Raw genomic sequence first — 18,022 nt, 5'->3', positions numbered from 1 at the left:
GAACGTACGCCCGATAGCATCGAATAAATCGTCATTTACGTTCATTTAGCGGAACAGGTGTCCTTAATTCCATAACATCCTGTTTTACTTACTCAAACATCCTACAATTCCCAATAATGTCCTTTGTCGATAAGAATGTTGCTTCCTCTATCCCAATGCCATTTTCTCTCATAAATGATTGAACTAGTTCATACCCTACCGCATATCCTGCAAACGGTGACAAGCCTACTGGAGAATAGCCTTGTTCTTTAGCAAACACATCCCCGAACATATAACTACTCACTTCCGCAAAACCTTTCACACCGAGATTTTCTTTAATAACAGCAAGCGAATACAGCAAATCATCTTTATCGATAGATGTGACCCAAGGCCCTAATAAGTGTTCTCCGTACAATTCTTTTGCAAACGATTCAGCCAGCCCTTCAATCACTAAATAATCACCAACTGTAACATTGCCATGGTCCCAGTCAAAATAGGAAAAGCGAATATTATGGTGAAATTCATGGGCAATCACTGCAGGTAGCCTAGGGATATTATAAGAATTCGGAAAAATAGACACGTGAATAAAACCAGGAATCCCCCCAAACCCACAATAGCCTTTTTGCAATTTGAGCTTTTCTGGATTAGCAATATATATTCCAAACCTCAGTTCATTTGTCTTTACCTCTATGTCTTTTTTCTTCATCCGTTCAACACATAATCGCAACGTAGCTTTAGCCGTTTGAAGTGCGTTTATTTCTTTTAACTTTGCTATCGCTTCCCGCCCTTTTTCCTCTTCAAATACTGGCATATAGCCGAGCATGTCAACGGCCATTAATACATCATAACCCCCATGTTGTTTCGGTTGTAGTGGGACTTGTATCGTCTTCCACATCGGTTCAAACGGCTTCATCATCGTATACCGAAAATAATCCTCTCTGCCTTCAGTCATCGCAAACATCGTTTCATATTGTTCCATCGTATTTTCAACAATAACTTTCATGCAACACACACCTTTCGCTCTGTCATTACTACTGACAATAAAGGATAACGCAACGTGAGAGTCAATAAAGAAAAACACGGGAGCTTCTTTTCGAATAAACTATCAAAGCTTCACTGCTATATCATATATGTTCAAAAAAAGAAGCTCAATTCATCAACTGAATTGAGCTTCTTTTTTTAGTGGGCAACTGGTGCACCTGTTCCTGTTGTAAGGATTGAATAAATCGTCATCACTGCGAACCATCCGAATACAGCTACAGATAGTCCTGCAAATCCTACCGCAAAGAAATTCTTTTTACGGAATTCACGAATTAATCCGATCGCACAGAGGATAGCGACAAGTAGAAAATTAATGGCTAAAAACATTGATTGTTCCCCCCTTATGTACACACGTAGCTATCATTAGTATAAGCGTTCTTTTGAAATGATACTATGAATTTTTTATGAACATTCTTACCATTTGTTTATAGAATGGACGAATCTATTCCATTTTACTCGTATTTATCCTATTTGTCGAGAGTAAAAATGAAATCGTAATCTTATAAGCATCCGCATATCCTTGCATTAATTCCTTCATTTGTTTATCAATAAAAAGAACAGGCGACTCTGCTTGGTCAAGGGCAATTAAGTCTTCTTTAATTTGCAATAACGCCATATCTATCTGTTGTTTCTCCCCGCTTGTAATGATAAACGGTAGCACTAATTCTTCATATAAATAACAACGATTCAAATTTGAAGTAAACCCATAATCAGAAAAGCGATCTTCAACTAGTGGATTGTGCAGCTGATATACAGTATGACTTGCCTCAAGCAAACCAAAGTCTTCTAAAAACAAAGCGGCTTCATCTGCTTCTTGATTAGATTGATAAATAAACATATCGTCTGCTTCATCAAGTGGAACTGCAACAAGAAACAACGCTTCGTAAAAGGAGTCCCATTCCATATCTTCCCCACTTTGCTTCCATTCAATCGCATAAAATACGGTCATTGTCACACTTCCTTTGAACATCCTTTTCGTAAAGTGTAAAATAAGAACCAAATGATTGCAATGGAGGAACTCATATGAATATACACCAAATTCCACTAGGACCATTACAAACGAACTGTTATGTCCTATCTAATGACAAAGGAGAAGCGGTCATCTTTGATCCAGGTGGCAACGCAGAGCAATTGCAAAATTTTTTAACCGAGCAACAATATACACCAGTCGCTATTTTATTAACGCACGCTCATTTTGACCATATTGGCGCTGTTGATTTCATCCGTGAGAAATGGGACATCCCCGTCTATCTACACGAAAATGAAAAAGGCTGGTTAAGCGACCCGGCCCAAAATGGTTCGATGTACTTTATGGGTGATGAAGAAGTGAAAATGAAAGAAGCTTCCCATTTAGTTGTAAAAGAGGAACCCATTACTGTCGGACCATTTACATTTACCGTCTTCTTCACACCGGGGCACTCGCCTGGAAGTATATCTTATTACTTCGAAAAAGAAAACATAGTTTTCTCAGGTGATGCTTTGTTTTCAGGAAGCATCGGTCGTACCGATTTACCAGGCGGAAATCATGAACAACTTTTACAAAGTATCCATTCGAAATTATTAGAATTACCAGAAGAAACTGTTGTCGCATCTGGTCATGGCCCAACAACAACGATTGGAAATGAAATGGACTCAAATCCCTTTTTATCTGGATTTTAAACCGCATAAAAAAAGGACCTCAAACGGAGGTCAATGGGGAGTAAATTGTAAAACAAGCATGAATGTATAGGGGGAGGGGGACTCCCTTTTCCTTAGCATCCACATACAAAATTATAAAATATTGGTTAACACTATGTCAATGATGTTAACCTATTTGACGCTAAAGATGAAAGGGATTTAACTATGTTGTTGAACTATATTATTGCTTCTATCAAGGCAAATGAACAAAAACAAATATCGTACTCCGAATTTATGAGCTTAGCCCTTTACCATCCACAATTCGGCTATTACATGAAAGAAAAACAAAAAGTCGGAAAGACCGGTGATTTTTATACGAGCAGTAATGTCAGTACCGTATTTGCTGAAGTGTTTGCCCAGCAATTTATTGATATATGGCAATCCACTCCTCTTCCATTTCATATTTGTGAATTTGGTGCAGGAACCGGTCGGTTTGCCTTTGATGTTTTAACAAAAATAAAAGAGCTGTGCCCCGCGACTTATGAAGAACTTACATACAGCATTGTAGAAACTAGTCCATATCACTTACACGAACAAAAACAACGGCTAAAAGAACATCGTAATGTTCATTATTATCGTTCTATTGATGAGTTTCAAACAAAGCCGTTTTCAGGAATTGTGTTTTCCAACGAATTGCTTGATGCATTCCCTGTTGATGTCGTTTCGTGGGAGCATGGTCAATTATATGAAATAAAAATCACAATGGATGAAAACAGTTTATTACAAGAAGTGAAAACAAAATGTGACCGCGCAGAGCTACATGAGTGGCTACACCAATACGGCCCCCCACTGCAAGAAGGACAACGCATTGAAATCCCACTCGCCATGAAACAATGGGTTCAACACCTAGCCGACTGGGTCGAACAGGCCGTTATTTTCACTTTAGACTATGGTTATACAAAGAAAGACTGGGAACAACCAGAGCGAAAAGATGGCAGCTTACGTGGCTATTATGAGCATCAGATGATAACAAATCCACTTTTACACCCTGGTGAGATGGATTTAACAACTCATATACATTTAGACGCTCTAATTGAAATGGGAACAGAGCTTGGCTTTCAGCTACAATATGTAAACACCCAGGATAAATTTCTATTAGAAGCAGACATCCTTTCTTATTTGCAAGACCACCATAACCCAGATCCTTTTTCTGCAGAAAGCAAAAGGAACCGTGCGATCCGGTCGCTTTTAACAATGAGCACGTATTTTTATGTCATTAAACAAACAAAAGGGATGTAGCGACGATGGTGAAGGTGGGAATTCTTTTTTCCATGATAAAGGACAAAACTCTTGTTAGATTATTGAGAACTGTACATTAGAGCTTTCCTATTGGACACTTTACATGTTTTTTCACTCTGAAGTGTCTAATAGAACACTCCTTTTAGACACTTTGATTCCTTTTTCACTGAAATATCTAATAGAACCCTTAATAAAAAGCAGGTCTGTCCTTTAGACACGCATATCCAAAAACAAAAAAGCTGAGCTTCTCAAAAAGAGAACTCAGCTTTTTGTATGTAAAACACACGTTTTTAGTGACCTCCGACGCCTGGTTGTAACAGGAATGTAGAATAATATGTAAATCCTACAAAGAATACTGTTAAATAAGCACCGAAAATATAAATATACACACGCTCAGAAAGGTTTAAATAGCTTAGCGCTAACAATCCACCCGTTTGCGCGAAGAATAAGAGAGCCATGTTGTACATATCTCCAACAAAGAATAATACTGCGAAGATACCCGTCCAGAAGCTCAAGACACGAAACATGCGATCCATAACTGTCCCCTCCTTCTCTCTATCAATTCAATAAAACTAACACAAATGTTGTGTTGGCATCATTTTTAGCATAATACATGTTATATTATATATGAGAATGAAAGCACTTGTAAATATTTAATGTATGACAATAATTTGGTATCCTCGTTTTTAATACGTTAATACCGTTTTATATTGACAAGTGTCACACTCTGGTTTTGTCATTAAATGCTCTTCTTGTATTGTAATATCCCCAAAGAAATATTGAAATATTCCTTGAATTAATGCATGATGAAGCGGACATAGGGCATCTGAATAATCTTGAATTAATTCTTTAAACGTGCAATTGTAAATAGAAAAGGTGGCTTTTCGCTCTTCTTCATTAAATGCCAACTCAGGACTCAAACCTTGGTTTTGAGCAATTGTTTCAACACAACTTAATTTTTGTTTTGTCGATAAGTCTTCAACTTGTTTGCCGAGATACGCTAAATAATTTCCAGCTAACTCTCTTCCATATTTCAAACCAATTTTATTAAGAACGACTTGCCCTTGCTCTCCAAATTCAACTAATGTTTCCAAACACATTTCAGCAAGACGTTGATAATCACGATACGGAAACTGTAAGCTAACAACTTCTTCGGATAATTGGTATGTCCGACTTGGTCGGCCACCTTTCCCTGTTTTTTGAGTATGTGAAACAAGCATTTTCACGTCTTCCAATTTCGAAAGATGAAGCCGAGCAACATTTGCGTGAATTTTAAAATGCTCCGCAATTTCTTGCACCGTTACTTCGCGATGTATCCTTGACACATACTGATAAATGGAAAATCGAGTAGGGTCTGATAATACATTTGTTATTTTTAATGTTTGATCCATTGGATGGCTCACCCCTTTTCCTCTATTACACCATCATTATAATATAAATAGGAAAAAAGAATAATGTTTTTTTCTATGTTTTCTTTGCTTTTATCCGATATCTTAAAGAAGTTCGCTAATTTGCCATTTTTCCGGATGATGAACAAGCATTCGGACATCCAGTACGTTATTTTAGTAAAAACACGCGATTTCGAAAAGCTAACGGACACCTGTTCCGTTAATGGTGACAATTCCGAATGAATTCTTACCTATTCTAATCTCATCAATAGCGGAACACACGTCCGTAAAAAAAGCAAATACGCGGTTTTCACCGGAATAACGGAACAGATGTCCGTTACCATTTTAGAAAATAAAAAAGGCAGCAACTAGATGCCACCTTTTTATTTGTTTCGCTTAGACCGTGAATTCTTAAAGAAAATCGATAACGCCAATGGCACCATTCCAAACATTTGATAATGCATCGGAGACCTCGTACTTTTTCGTTCTTGTCGAAGCTCTTTTCTTTTCTCGCTTGGCTGGTCGACGTACGTGACGAACTGCTGGGTTATATATTTGACAATATCGTTAAACGACATCGCAAAACACTCCTATTCGAAAACAATCGTTTTACGAACAGTATCCCCTAGCTTCACTTACTTTATACACTTCATCTGTAATCAATTGGACAATTTGCGGTATATTTAACGAGTCGATATCTACAATTAAATCCGCTTCACGATAAAGCGGTTGTCTTTCTAAATATAAAGCTTCAATTTCTTGTAGTGGTTTTTGCATTAAGGGGCGAGTCGTATCACCTTCAAGCCTGTATAAAATTTGGTCGAGACTTACATCTAAAAAAATGACAAATCCGTTTTCTTTCATAAAATCACGATTTTCTTTTCTCATCACCATTCCACCACCAGTTGTCACAATGAGGAATTCATCTTTTATTTCTTTTAATGCTGCTGACTCTAAATCACGAAACTTCTCTTCTCCATACTTAGCAAATAAGTCAGAAATTGATTTTCCATATTTCTTTTGCAAATAGTCATCTGTATCAATGACTTGATAATCCAAGCATTTCCCAATAATACTGCCAATCGTACTTTTGCCAGACCCCATAAAGCCTGTAAAATAAACCATCATCCTTTAGTTACCTCCCACCAATGAGTGATTTTCTTTTTTTCTACATCATACGTAATCCGAACAAGCCTTTTATTTTTCGCATTCGTCTCCATTGTCATTTGTATATATACTGTATCATGAGTTACTGGTTCCATCCAGTAGTGTGCTGAGCCATGTTCATAAGAAAATGTTCCTGTCGTTTCCACCACAGCTTCGTTCATCCTATCAACAAGGTCAACTGCTGCCATTTGCAATAAGGATTCGATCGTAAATAACTCCTGTTGCTTTTCATAAAATATCCTTTTATGCATAAAATCGCGAACTTCAAATAACACAACAGCGGACAAGAGGAACATGATAATTAAAGTGAGAGGCAGGATAAAACCTGCCTCTTTATTGTTACTCGAAAACATCTGCTTGCGACAGCCTTCTTTCATAGCTTTTTTTCGATGAGCCAACAGACACGATGACACCATTGTTTGTCTTTTCAAACGAAACCATTTCAACATTTTGTAATAAAACATCATGCCCTGTTTGGTTAACACGCCGCCTGATTCTTGTTCCATACGGTTCAATCGTCACGAGCGAGTCATCCCATTTTTGTAACCGAATGATGTTGTTTTGGACATTCACTTGTTTTGCTTCACGCACTTCCATTGCAAGCTGTGTGTAGAACAACTCGACTTCATATTCGTGTAATCGGTCCGAGGATAGAGAAGTGGCGACTACATGAATGACAAGAGGAAATAAGGGGAGAACTAAAAGGAAAATAAACAACGCAATCAATACTTCTAGTAGCGTCATTCCTGCTTCATGTTTTTTTCGCATATTGACATGTCACATAACTTCGACTGTTTCTTCCTATCCAAGTTAAACAAAATTCCACCTGATTAGCTTCCATTTTGGAAGTTGCCTCATACGTTGTTCCTTTTTGTTGGATGGTAAATGAAGCGAGGAGTGTTTTTTCATCATATAACCATTCTTGTAGTGTTTTATGAACATATACATTTGCCCATGTCTGCTCTTGAATCGTCCTGTTTTCTTGATACACTTTCAATAATACAGGCAATAAAAAGCTTGTCATCATCATGACAATACTTAATGCCATCACGACTTCCATTAACGTAAATCCGCTACATTTTTTCAATGTAAAACCTCCCTTTCCCAAGGAGAAACACGACTCGATAACGAGTACCGTCAATCGTCATTAACAATGTACCAGATTTGCTAATATTGCCGTTATAATGGTAAATGACATCTGTAAATGACAATGTCCCTTTTTCAAAAGAAATCGTAGAATCAAATGTTCGAGTATAAAGAGGTTTTGTTTGTTGGTTAATGGAATATGTGTGGTTCGTTGTACGAATATATAATGTCGTGGGGTTCCCAGTTGAGATCGCAAGCTGTTGGGTTAAATAGAGGTCATTTTTGAATTCATGGAGAAAATGCTCTTTTTGCTGTGCCTTTTGAAGAGGACTAAATGTTAATGTGACTAGTGAGCTCATCATCATGATAATACTTAAAGTTACAATCAATTCTGTCATCGTGTAGCCTTTTTCATGTTTGTTCATGTCCATTAGTTAGATGGTGATTTCACCACTACACCATTAGTATTTAATGATAGAGTTTCATTATTCGGGCAAGTAATATTGTCCACGTACCCTTCGTCTTGCAGCGCTTGTAAACTTGCCGGCAAGCTTCCTTTTTCCACTTCATACGCACCTACTTGGGTTTGAAGCAACTTAATCGTAGCATCGCAGCTTTTATCACCCGCGACTGCCGTGTTTTTCGTCATGTTTGGCACAGCAATTAATAATAAAATCGAAATAATCAGCAACACAATCATCATTTCAATCAGCGTAAACCCAGCTTGCTTTTTCAACAGTTTTTTCATAATTCCACTCCTTTTTCATAAATGAAGATTGTAAACCGAGGAATCAAATTAAAGAGAACAAGAGGTTGGCAACTGAGGAACTAAGAATGGAAGAGGACTGTCCAGAAAGGAACATCACCACCAGTGTGTGTTTTTAAAAACGCATGTACTGATTTTGACATATTCTTTCAATTCCCTCCTTCCTTCTACAAAATGATTCATAATACACATTTATGTTTACTTTCTCTTTACAAAGAACAAAGCACTAGATGGATTTTCTTGTAAATTGGTGTGTTCATTCATCTAAAGAACTACCCCATGGTATTAATCAGCCCAAAGATAGGAAGTAAGATCGATAAAAACATAAGCAAAACGACGGATCCGATAAGAAGAAAACAAATCGGCTGAATCGTCATCACTGTTTTTTTTACATTTTCTTCAATTGAGCTAAACAACATGTCGCTGTAATGTCTTAATTCGGATGCAAGCCTGCCTCGACTTTGACCTTGCTTTATAATTAGCGACATGTCTGCTTGATAATACGAGCGTTGGGCAATGACACCATCAAGACTATATCCTTCTTGCAATTGTTCTTTCACACTTTTCGCTTCATCTTTAAAAAAGCGTATATAATTTTGACCTTCGAAAATCGATAATGCATGTAATATGGAAATACCGCCTTTTAACAAACTGCTTAGTTGGGAAGAAAAATAATAGGTAATCAAGGATTCGGTAAATGTCGACACACCAGGTATTTTTTGCAGTATGCGTACTTTTTCGTGAGGGGAATATTTTCTGAAAATGAAGAAGTAATAACAGAGGAAAAGGGTAACGAAAGCACTCCCTCCCCAAAAAATAAAAGGGACAAAATCAATAAAGGAAAGAAACAACTTTGTAATAAGAGGAGGTTCCATTGCCATCACTGAAAATATATTTTGAAAATGTGGAAACAAATAATTAACCATGACTAATGTAAGCATCGAAACGACCCATAATAAAATGACTGGATACCTTAGCAACCCGGTTATTTTTTTTATCATATCGACACGTTTTGAAAATAGCTCACCTGATTCAACTAACCCTGTACTCGTGTCGCCATTTTGTTCGGCAAAATATAAATATAGCAGCACATCTTGTGGAAATTTCTCGGCTTCTAATGCTTGGTGCAGCGTTGTTCCCGACCGTAATTTTAAAACAATCGAACGCAATGCATCTTTTACATGTTGAGGTTTGTACACGGTCAAAAGCTCGATACCTTCTGCTAGTGGATAGCCTTGGGCAAGTAAAGTACCAAGCCGTTTTAAAAACTCTGCTTTATCCTTATCCTTCCACTTCTTTTTTCTCATATTTTCCACTCCGTTTCACAAATAAATCCTAAAGCAATTGCTTTTCTTAATTCTGAATGTAGTGTTGAGTAGGTTTGTTTTTCATCTTGTTGTTGATTATGCAAATAATAATCCAACGGTTGTCCCATTAAAATTTCAAAAATCGCGACTTGTTTTCTTTTGCCCAAGTTGGTACAAAAGCGATGACATCTCCCATGACATAACGGACAATATCGAACAACAAGACGTTGTGCCATGACACCTTCCAATGTTTCTTTTAAATCTAATAACGGAATCCCAAACTCAAGCAGCCGAATAACAGCTCCTGCTGCGTTACGTGTATGTAATGTTGAAATAACAAGATGCCCTGTAAGCGCCGCCCGAACGGCCAATCTTGCTGTTTCTTCATCCCTAATTTCCCCGACCATAATAATATCCGGGTCATGACGCAAAATCGCACGAAGCCCTTCTGCAAATGTAATCCCCGCTTTTTCATTCATTTCAATTTGCAAAAACAAATCATTTTTCTTTTCTACTGGATCTTCCAACGTTATGACTTGTCGACCACTACTCAGTTTTAACGTTTGAAGAATCGTATATAATGTCGTCGTTTTCCCTGAACCAGTTGGACCAGTCACTAAAAGCAAACCAGATTTTTTTGAAATAAGTTTGTGAAGTTTTTGAACAGGTGAAGCAAATAATGAGAGTTGTTCGAGGGTAAGAAAAGAGGTTTGCGGATGAAGCCGAATAACTAAACTTTCATGAAAAATGGTTGGAACGGTCGACAAGCGTAAACTGATAGTCATCCCGTTATGCTGAAATTCCATTGCACCATTTTGCGGCTTGCGTCGTTCGCCAATATCCATCCCAGCCACAAATTTAAAATGACTAATTAATCGCTCTAACACTCTAAGACTAATCGTTTCTCCGTCGACAAGTGATTGATTAATGCGATATTGAATCAGAGCATCATTCCGTCTCGGAACAAAATGAATGTCGCTCGCATGTGTGTCACTTGCTTTCATAATCAGATTGGCGGACTTTTTTTCAATGTCCTCCACCCCATCACCTCCTTTATGATAAAGCTTAATTCGTGAAAAGTATGATTTCTCCTCCTTTAAAAATCAACGCCTTGAGAAAATCATTTATCATTCTTTACGCGTTCGGACATACGTTCTGCTATTTCAAGAAAAAGTAACGTTTTGAGAATGCTACCGGACATCAGTTCCGCTAAATCATAGAAAACGCTTGGTTTTGACCACGATTTTGAGGAATTAACGGAACAGGTGTCCAATAAAAAATGAATAACGCTTCTTTTTCACAATATAGAGTAATAAATGTCCGTTACACAAAGACATCCATCAAGCTCTAGTAAAATGCCAAACAATAAAAACTAGCAGAATAAAGAAAGCAACAACAGACCAAATTCGAATCATCTGCCATCCTTTTTTCCCTTGCGTAGAAGCGTAAATTCCCACGCCAATACTCAAAAATTGCAAAGACACTAAAAATACTATCAAACCAATGCTCATCTTTGTATCTCCTTATATAAACCCACTCTAAAAAGAAGTTTTATTTTAAAACTGCACACTAAAGCCATTAAACGTATGGATACCAGTTCCAAACTTAATCACGTCTTGTCGTTTCAGCTCTTGAACTGCCTTTTTCACTTCATCTAAAAGACTTGGTTCAAGTCCAATTGTATTATGGGACCCATAAATTTTTGTTACATTTTTTAAGTTTGCTATTTTTTCTAATGATTGAACAAGCTGGACAGGGTCGGTTGTCGGAAAAAAAGCATACACAGGTGTTTCATCATATAACAAATCTCCTGTAAATAAATAGCCACTGCTTTTATCCAAAATCGAAATATGACCTGGCGAATGTCCCGGCGTATGATAGATGACTAGCTTTCGGTTCCCAAGTTCAATCACATCACCGTCATCTAGTAATCCTGTTGGCTGCCCTTGAAAAGGGGTATAAGTTTCCGGTTGAAATGATGCTGGTGTTGGTTTCGTAATATCTCGACTTACATCATGTCTGATTTGCTCAATCGGTAGTTTTTTTATTCCGTTTACTAACCAATCCTCTTCCTCTTTATGTACGTAAACGGAATCAAACTCCCCATGACTGCCGATATGATCCCAATGGACATGTGTTGTTACGACTCGTATTGGCAAATCCGTTACTTGATCGGTAATCCTTTTGATATTGTCTATACCAAGCCCTGTATCAATTAACGCCGCTTCCTTTTCCCCTATTAACAAAAAAGAATGGACTTTTTCCCAGTGCCCAAACTCACTTATCGCAAATGTTTTCTCACCGATTGGGGTAACGGTAAACCAAGGGTCAATAATCTTTTTCATAACATTCTCCTTTACTATTTTTTCTTCCTTACCTACCATTTTATTTATTTCTTCAACAATACGAGGAATATCTCCTATATCGTCAACCTTAAAGTCTGCTTCTACACCATCCCATCGTTCATCCATTTTCCAGATTGCTGTCATCCCAACCTTTTGAGCGGCAAGGACATCATTTTCAGGATGGTCTCCGACAAATACACATTGATGGGCTAACACTTGAAGACGTTCAACCGCTCTTTCAAATATTTCTCGGTCCGGCTTCTTCACTTTTTCCCATTCTGAAATTAAGATAACATCAAAATATTCTTCGATCCCTAGTGCTTTGATATTATCTAGTTGAAACTGACCATACCCGTTTGTTATCATCCCAAGCAACACGTTTCTCTTATTTAACGTTTCTAGCATTGGTTTGAGATTTGGGAAAGGCACACAACTATATTTAAACTCATTTTCATAATCTTGTAGTAACGCTTCCCATGTTACACCCGTAATCTCAAATTCAGTAACTAGTTGCTGATACACTTTGTCTTTCCATACATACCCACCGTTATCTAACTCAATAAATCTGGATTTATATCGTTTTTTTGGGATATGACCAACAAACGGGAAAAATCGTTCATACTGCTTCTCGATAAACAGTTTAACTGACGCGTCTCGGTTCAATAATGTCCCGTCTAAATCAAAAATGACTGCTTTAATCATAGATTCCTCCATACTTTACAATTTCCTGTGAATTCGTGTTGGAGCATCCCATAATATACGAGATCTAAATATTGATTTTCCTTCTGTACATGCTCTCGTAATACTCCTTCTTTTGTCATTCCTAAATTTTGAATCACCTTACCTGAAGCTTGATTCGTATGAAAGTGACGAGCAAATACTTTATGAAGCTGCTTAACAGTGAATGCAAAAGTAAGCATGGCTTTACTTGCTTCTGTTGCATACCCGTTTCCCCAATACTGTTCCCCAATCCAAAATGCCATTTCACCATGATTAAAGTGGTGGTTATTCGTTAAAGCAATGGCGCCATATAATTCCCCCGTTCTGCGGTCTGTAATTGCAAACTCATATGATTTGTCAGTATTATAGTTGTCGAGGTGATTCGCAATCCAAGCTAAGGCATCTTCTTCAGAATAAGGAAATGGTAAATACAATGTATTTTTATAAATATTATAATTATTACAAAGGTGTGTAACTGCTGCTGTATCTGAAGGCTGGAACAATATTAACAACAATCTTTCAGACGTAATTGTATTACATATAGCGTCAAACTTCATCGTCGATCCTCCTATATTTATTAGCTTACTATTTTTATAGTTTTCAATAAACCTAGAAGTCCTCTCCAATAAAATTAGATAAACTTGTAACAAAATACGATTTTCAACGTTTTATTAGAAAAGGGGGGAATACTGTGAAAACAAACATGATAACTATAACAATAACCGTCTTCATCGTACTTTTGCTAGGAGGCTGTTTCAATAATGAAACAATGGAAAGTAATTCAGATAGCTATTATGAGGTGAAAGAAACGGCTTGGAATTTTATTAACGAGCAAGGGTGGAATGAAACAGCAAAGAAAAATTGGCAGACCGCCGAAGTTTCAAAACTTGTTGTTGATGATAATTACGAATTATTAGATCCTACCTTTGAAGGAAAAGAAGTTTTGACCGTCTCTTTTGAAGATGATAAGGACAGTGTGGTTAGTACACCTTCCATCTTAATTGACAGTGATACAAATAGGGTGATTGGGTATATGCTTAGTGAGTAGGACATCTATTCGATTTCTTTAAAAAGAAAAAGAGCGTGCTGAAAAACCGCTCTTTTCTACCTCTCTAACAATTCCATATCATACAAAGCATCTCCTTCATCTTCAACAATTAAAATCCCTGTATCGTTCCTATCATCTTCATGGATTAAATCTATTGAGGTTGAAATTGAGCTTTTCAGTTATTTCATTTATTTATTGAATTCATTAACTCGAAGAAGTATTCCGGTTGATGAGTCTTATTTAGGTTATACCATGAATGTAATGTATCTAGTGTAAATGCATCTATTTTTTTTAGTACTTCCATAGCAAATTCCAGTGGAGCTACTCCTGATGCCGTAACTAAATTCGCATCAGATACAACTGGTCCTAACTCATAAAACTTTTCTCCTTTATAATTTGGACATACCATTTTAATATAATCTAAGCTATTACTTGTATGCTTTCTAGAATCTAGGTATCCCATATTCGCGAGGGCCACAGTTGCACCACAAATTGCAGCAACAATGGTGCCAAGCTTTAAAGCTTGGCCAATTCTATCCAAGATAGGTTGATGGATTTCTTCATTCCAAGTAGTCCCTCCTGGTAAAATTAAAAGATCTTTACTCTCAAGAGTACATTCATCAAGGGAAATATCTGGTTTAATGCTAAGTCCTCCCATGGTAGTAATCATTTCTTTATTAGCACCTACAGTAGTTACTTTTAAAGGTGCTAAACCTTTTTTGAAATACCTTCCTGAGTGTAGTTCAGCAATTAAATATCCATATTCCCAGTCTGACATTGTATTAAATACATAAAGAAAAGCTTTTTTTGTTTTCATCCAATAACACTCCAATCACGTTGATATAACTATAATAAAATAACTTCCCTGACAGCTAGCGTCAGGGAAGTTATCATTCTTGATGAAATTTTATTAGTTCCGACAGAACTTCAACAAGTCTTTTCTTAAGACTTATTGGCTCAATAACTTTAATAGATTTATTGTACGGCAAAAGTAAATAAGGTACATATGTATGTATCATATCTTCTTCAAGAAGAAAAACTGCTTGATTTGATGTTCGTTCTAGTAAATAACGTCCTAAAAACCAATGTTGGCAAATATCATCTAACGCGCTTGTATTTCCTTTAATAACTAAAGAAATAATCCCATCCTTATATTCTATAGTTGGAAGGAGGCTTTTCATAAAAAAGTCACGTGCTGAAAAGTTTTCTGGCAGGTTAAACTTATTTTCGGTTAGCATAAGACTTTCAATTCGCTCTACTCTAAAACTACGGATATCATTCCTAAGATGACAAAATCCAATCACATACCACTTATTATTCCAATAGATAATTCTGTACGGATCGACCAATCTATCATTTACTTGCTTTTCCCCACTTTTATGGTAAAGAATTTTTACTGAGTACCCGTCAGCTACAGCCTGCTCCAACTCCTTCAAAAAAGGTTCGATAGAGAGCGAACTTACTGGACTTATTACTTCAAGACTAGTTAAATGTTGGTTTACCTTTGTTTCCTGCTCATGATTTGAGTATTTACTTAGTTTTGAAATGGCCCTATTTAGTGCTTCACCTCCATAATATCCGGCTTCTTCTGCAAAAACAGCAGCGTGATATAGTGCAGTTTGCTCTTCAATATCAAAAAATAGAGGGGCTTCAATAAAATTGTTCAATAAAGTGTATCCACCGTTATGTCCCGGTTCTGAAATTATAGGTACTCCACTTGTAGAAAGTGTATCAATATAACGATACACAGTCCTTATATTCATCTCTAACTTTTCTGAAATTTGTTTTGCAGTAATTTTTTCACCTGAACGAAGCATCCATAGAATTGCTAACATATTGTCAATTTTAGGCATATCATTCCACCTTAATATGAAATTTAATTTTCATTATATATTTCCGATTTTTGGTACAACTCATCAACTGTTCCTTTCCGATAGCTTTCTATTAAATGAGACAATCGTGCAACTTCATCCCCCCCAAAAAATTCAGTTCCCTTAAGACGTAATTTATTATGAAAAGTCGCAAAATACGAAATTTTTTCTTCTTTATTTTGAATTTTGCTAGTGACTCAAAAAAGAGCGTTCTATTTCCAAATAGAAACGCCCTTCTGCTCCTGCTAAAATGTAGACTCTACCCTTCTAATAACTCCATATAAAACAAAGTTTCCCCTTCATATTCCACAATCAAAATCCCTGTATCCTTCTCATTTTTACTTGCTCTATATATTGTTGTTCCAACAGGCAATTTTGTAGCGGTAAAGTCTTTAAAGCTTCTAGCATCCGTTGATTGTCTTCGCACAGCTCCTATTTCATCATGTTTTAGATAGTTTTGTTTTTCCTCTTGAAACCACTCCACATCAGTCATATTGCTGTAAATAAAGCCATTATATTGAAAAACATCTGCCTCGCCATTTTGTTGTAGTACTTCTTGTGCCGTTACTTTTCCGCCATCAGCCAAACCACAACTAGCTAGCATCAATAGAACAATAAGAAAATAAACGAGCAAGCCAAGTAATCTATTCATTTTTCTTCCTTCCGCGTTTACTCCAAAACACAACCGGAATGATAATCAATGAGAAAACAGCTCCCCATATCGATAATGTTGAAAAACTAGTATACGAGACAACAATTCCAGAAATAGCTCCACCCGCTGCACCTGATAGGGCAACTAACACATCTGACGTTCCTTGTGTTTTTGCACGAGTATCTGTGCTTGTTCCATCTACAATAAGTGCCGTTCCACTAATCAAACCAAAGTTCCAACCAATTCCTAACAAAATAAGAGCTGTATGAAGCATAAACATTGACTCAGCTGGACCAAAAGCCGCTAACATTCCGGCTAGACATAGTGTTATGGCTGAAGCTATGGCCATAACCGTTCTTCCGACTTTATCTACGAGAACACCAGTAACTAATGAAGGTAAAAACATCGCGCCAATATGAAAACCAATTACAAGTCCAACATCTTGTAATCCATGTCCATAATGCCCCATATGAACAGGCGTCATTGTCATAATAGCAATCATCACGAACTGAGCAACGACCATAATTGTTATGCCCGCTTTAACCTTTCGCTTTTTCTCTATCTCTTCCCGAGAATTCGGTTCTGCGCTTATCGTAGCTGTCGTCTTCTCAGCAGCAGCTATCGCTTTAGCGACAAGAAAAGGATCTGGACGGAGAAAAAATAAAATGACTAAACCAGCAAGTATATACGCTGCCGCAGCTAATATAAATGGTCCTGCCAATGTCGGTACACCGATAGAATCAGCGACATTGCCCATTACTCTAACTAAATTAGGCCCGGCTACAGCCCCAAACGTTGTCGATACTAAGGCAATACTAACAGCAGTTGCTCGTTGGGTAGACTTTGCTAAATCAGTCCCCGCATACCGAGCTTGCAAATTCGTGGCCGTTCCCGCTCCATAAATGAATAAGCAGGCAAACAGAAGAAAAATATTGCTTGTTACTGCGGCTATAATAACGCCAAGCGCTCCAATTCCACCAGCTAAAAACCCAGTTGCAAGCCCCGGCCGTCTCCCATACGATTGTGAAAGTCGTCCGACTAAAAACGCAGCCCCTGCTGATCCTAAAGTAAACAAAGCCATCGGAAGACCAGCCACACTATCGGTCCCTAACATATCTTGGGCAAGAAGAGCACCAACAGTAATACCCGCAGCAAGTCCTGCTCCACCAAAAATTTGTGAAAGAACAACAATGAGTAATGTTCGTTTGTATAATTTCTTTTGTTGTTCAGGTGAGTCGATATACTTTTGTACCCAAACCGGATTTTCCTTCTCTACGCTTATGCTTTCAGCCCCATCATCCACTCGTTTATCTCCCTTCCCGGTATTCTTTTATTCTATCTCTACTAGAACCTTCAATACTTTATTTCCGCCAAAAACTCGTACAATCAGCCTTATCAATTATATTAAATTCAATGATTTCCTCAAGCAAAGAGTAGTCCACCTGATGATTCCACTTGATTCGAATGATCTCTTTCGTGTGATCATATCCGGCTTCCTTAATTTTCTCGGCAAATCGATCAATTGCCACTTTTTCAGGGGCAATAGCTAAATGTTGTTTTGCTACACTAAACCCAATAATAAACGTATCGTGATCAGTAAACATCGGCTGGTTCCAGGCTATTTTCGGGTTTAACTGCGGGAATTTTTTAGACACCCAACTTAACACTTCGTTCGTTCGATTACGGTGTTCCTCTTTTTGAATCGCTGCTATAAATTCAGCAAACACTTCCATCCT

At 37.3% G+C, this 18,022-nt stretch carries 25 protein-coding genes and 1 pseudogene; 3 read left to right on the top strand and 23 right to left on the bottom strand.

The window, feature by feature from the left end:
• Positions 1-88 precede the first annotated feature (88 nt).
• The 3 genes from T323_RS0120060 to T323_RS0120050 form a co-directional block, all read right to left on the bottom strand.
• Positions 89-982 (bottom strand): DUF2268 domain-containing putative Zn-dependent protease, encoded by an 894-nt coding sequence (locus tag T323_RS0120060; RefSeq protein WP_026674876.1) that lies wholly within the window; start codon positions 980-982, stop codon positions 89-91.
• Between the two features lie 176 nt (positions 983-1,158).
• Entirely contained in the window at positions 1,159-1,347 is a 189-nt protein-coding gene (locus T323_RS0120055) for a DUF2759 domain-containing protein (protein ID WP_026674875.1), read from the bottom strand.
• 115 nt (positions 1,348-1,462) lie between these two features.
• Complete coding sequence (locus T323_RS0120050) at positions 1,463-1,969, bottom strand: hypothetical protein (protein ID WP_026674874.1); 507 nt, start codon at positions 1,967-1,969, stop codon at positions 1,463-1,465.
• A 74-nt stretch (positions 1,970-2,043) separates the two neighbouring features.
• Between T323_RS0120050 and T323_RS0120045 the strand changes: the two genes are divergently transcribed.
• Together T323_RS0120045 and T323_RS0120040 are read left to right on the top strand one after the other, a co-directional pair.
• Positions 2,044-2,679 carry an MBL fold metallo-hydrolase gene (locus T323_RS0120045; RefSeq protein WP_026674873.1) on the top strand — a complete coding sequence of 212 codons (636 nt, stop codon included), beginning with the start codon at positions 2,044-2,046 and terminating at the stop codon, positions 2,677-2,679.
• A gap of 183 nt (positions 2,680-2,862) precedes the next feature.
• Entirely contained in the window at positions 2,863-3,936 is a 1,074-nt protein-coding gene (locus T323_RS0120040) for a class I SAM-dependent methyltransferase (RefSeq protein ID WP_026674872.1), read from the top strand.
• Between the two features lie 290 nt (positions 3,937-4,226).
• Here the strand turns inward: T323_RS0120040 and T323_RS0120035 are convergent, their stop codons facing one another.
• The 15 genes and pseudogenes from T323_RS0120035 to T323_RS0119970 form a co-directional block, all read right to left on the bottom strand.
• Positions 4,227-4,472 (bottom strand): DUF2626 domain-containing protein, encoded by a 246-nt coding sequence (locus tag T323_RS0120035; RefSeq protein WP_026674871.1) that lies wholly within the window; start codon positions 4,470-4,472, stop codon positions 4,227-4,229.
• 150 nt (positions 4,473-4,622) lie between these two features.
• Positions 4,623-5,327: a helix-turn-helix transcriptional regulator gene (locus T323_RS0120030; RefSeq protein WP_026674870.1), complete on the bottom strand. Its 705-nt coding sequence runs from the start codon at positions 5,325-5,327 to the stop codon at positions 4,623-4,625.
• Positions 5,328-5,707: 380 nt separating this feature from the next.
• Positions 5,708-5,902 (bottom strand): YqzE family protein, encoded by a 195-nt coding sequence (locus T323_RS0120025; RefSeq protein ID WP_026674869.1) that lies wholly within the window; start codon positions 5,900-5,902, stop codon positions 5,708-5,710.
• Positions 5,903-5,933: 31 nt separating this feature from the next.
• On the bottom strand, positions 5,934-6,452 hold the full coding sequence (locus tag T323_RS0120020) for a shikimate kinase (protein WP_026674868.1): 519 nt from the start codon (positions 6,450-6,452) through the stop codon (positions 5,934-5,936).
• Entirely contained in the window at positions 6,449-6,844 is a 396-nt protein-coding gene (gene comGG, locus T323_RS0120015; RefSeq protein ID WP_026674867.1) for a competence type IV pilus minor pilin ComGG, read from the bottom strand. The genes T323_RS0120020 and comGG overlap by 4 nt, the downstream gene beginning before the upstream one ends.
• Entirely contained in the window at positions 6,831-7,259 is a 429-nt protein-coding gene (gene comGF, locus T323_RS0120010) for a competence type IV pilus minor pilin ComGF (RefSeq protein ID WP_026674866.1), read from the bottom strand. The genes comGG and comGF overlap by 14 nt, the downstream gene beginning before the upstream one ends.
• Positions 7,243-7,578 carry a competence type IV pilus minor pilin ComGE gene (gene comGE, locus T323_RS0120005; RefSeq protein WP_026674865.1) on the bottom strand — a complete coding sequence of 112 codons (336 nt, stop codon included), beginning with the start codon at positions 7,576-7,578 and terminating at the stop codon, positions 7,243-7,245. Before comGE ends, comGF begins: the two co-directional genes overlap by 17 nt.
• Positions 7,565-8,002 carry a competence type IV pilus minor pilin ComGD gene (gene comGD, locus T323_RS0120000; protein WP_281175756.1) on the bottom strand — a complete coding sequence of 146 codons (438 nt, stop codon included), beginning with the start codon at positions 8,000-8,002 and terminating at the stop codon, positions 7,565-7,567. The genes comGE and comGD overlap by 14 nt, the downstream gene beginning before the upstream one ends.
• Positions 8,003-8,007: 5 nt before the next feature.
• The gene (gene comGC, locus T323_RS0119995) at positions 8,008-8,325 is read right to left on the bottom strand and encodes a competence type IV pilus major pilin ComGC (protein WP_026674863.1); all 318 of its coding nucleotides are present in this window, start codon (positions 8,323-8,325) and stop codon (positions 8,008-8,010) included.
• A gap of 290 nt (positions 8,326-8,615) precedes the next feature.
• Positions 8,616-9,650, bottom strand: a complete 1,035-nt coding sequence (comGB, locus tag T323_RS0119990; RefSeq protein ID WP_026674862.1) for a competence type IV pilus assembly protein ComGB — start codon at positions 9,648-9,650, stop codon at positions 8,616-8,618.
• Positions 9,647-10,690, bottom strand: a complete 1,044-nt coding sequence (gene comGA, locus T323_RS0119985) for a competence type IV pilus ATPase ComGA (protein WP_026674861.1) — start codon at positions 10,688-10,690, stop codon at positions 9,647-9,649. Before comGA ends, comGB begins: the two co-directional genes overlap by 4 nt.
• Before the next feature lie 300 nt (positions 10,691-10,990).
• Complete coding sequence (locus T323_RS28955; RefSeq protein ID WP_156942487.1) at positions 10,991-11,161, bottom strand: hypothetical protein; 171 nt, start codon at positions 11,159-11,161, stop codon at positions 10,991-10,993.
• Positions 11,162-11,206: 45 nt separating this feature from the next.
• Positions 11,207-11,995, bottom strand: coding sequence for an MBL fold metallo-hydrolase (locus T323_RS28950; RefSeq protein WP_026674860.1), 789 nt, complete (start codon positions 11,993-11,995; stop codon positions 11,207-11,209).
• 189 nt (positions 11,996-12,184) lie between these two features.
• Positions 12,185-12,697, bottom strand: a pseudogene (locus tag T323_RS28945) (HAD family hydrolase); the annotation flags it as partial.
• Complete coding sequence (locus tag T323_RS0119970; protein WP_026674859.1) at positions 12,694-13,272, bottom strand: GNAT family N-acetyltransferase; 579 nt, start codon at positions 13,270-13,272, stop codon at positions 12,694-12,696. The pseudogene T323_RS28945 and the gene T323_RS0119970, both read right to left, overlap by 4 nt.
• A gap of 134 nt (positions 13,273-13,406) precedes the next feature.
• Between T323_RS0119970 and T323_RS0119965 the strand changes: the two genes are divergently transcribed.
• Positions 13,407-13,763: a thioredoxin domain-containing protein gene (locus T323_RS0119965; RefSeq protein WP_026674858.1), complete on the top strand. Its 357-nt coding sequence runs from the start codon at positions 13,407-13,409 to the stop codon at positions 13,761-13,763.
• Between the two features lie 184 nt (positions 13,764-13,947).
• On the opposite strand, the gene T323_RS0119960 is transcribed toward T323_RS0119965, so the two are convergent.
• The 5 genes from T323_RS0119960 to T323_RS0119940 all read right to left on the bottom strand — a co-directional run bounded on the left by T323_RS0119960 (position 13,948) and on the right by T323_RS0119940 (position 18,019).
• On the bottom strand, positions 13,948-14,580 hold the full coding sequence (locus T323_RS0119960) for a type 1 glutamine amidotransferase family protein (protein WP_026674857.1): 633 nt from the start codon (positions 14,578-14,580) through the stop codon (positions 13,948-13,950).
• A gap of 73 nt (positions 14,581-14,653) precedes the next feature.
• The gene (locus tag T323_RS0119955; protein ID WP_026674856.1) at positions 14,654-15,616 is read right to left on the bottom strand and encodes a helix-turn-helix transcriptional regulator; all 963 of its coding nucleotides are present in this window, start codon (positions 15,614-15,616) and stop codon (positions 14,654-14,656) included.
• A 277-nt stretch (positions 15,617-15,893) separates the two neighbouring features.
• A complete protein-coding gene (locus T323_RS27240; RefSeq protein WP_051556637.1) occupies positions 15,894-16,286 on the bottom strand; it encodes a hypothetical protein in 393 nt (130 codons plus the stop codon).
• Complete coding sequence (locus T323_RS0119945; RefSeq protein WP_373279349.1) at positions 16,279-17,589, bottom strand: MFS transporter; 1,311 nt, start codon at positions 17,587-17,589, stop codon at positions 16,279-16,281. Before T323_RS0119945 ends, T323_RS27240 begins: the two co-directional genes overlap by 8 nt.
• A 58-nt stretch (positions 17,590-17,647) precedes the next feature.
• On the bottom strand, positions 17,648-18,019 hold the full coding sequence (locus T323_RS0119940) for an iron chaperone (RefSeq protein WP_026674854.1): 372 nt from the start codon (positions 18,017-18,019) through the stop codon (positions 17,648-17,650).
• Between the last annotated feature and the right edge of the window lie 3 nt (positions 18,020-18,022).

It is taken from the genome of Alkalihalobacillus bogoriensis ATCC BAA-922 (assembly GCF_000621445.1).
GTDB classification, from domain to species: Bacteria; Bacillota; Bacilli; order Bacillales; family Bacillaceae_F; genus Bacillus_AO; species Bacillus_AO bogoriense.
The sequence above is the reverse complement of the archived record's forward strand: the minus strand, read 5'-3'. Positions and strand labels throughout refer to the sequence as shown.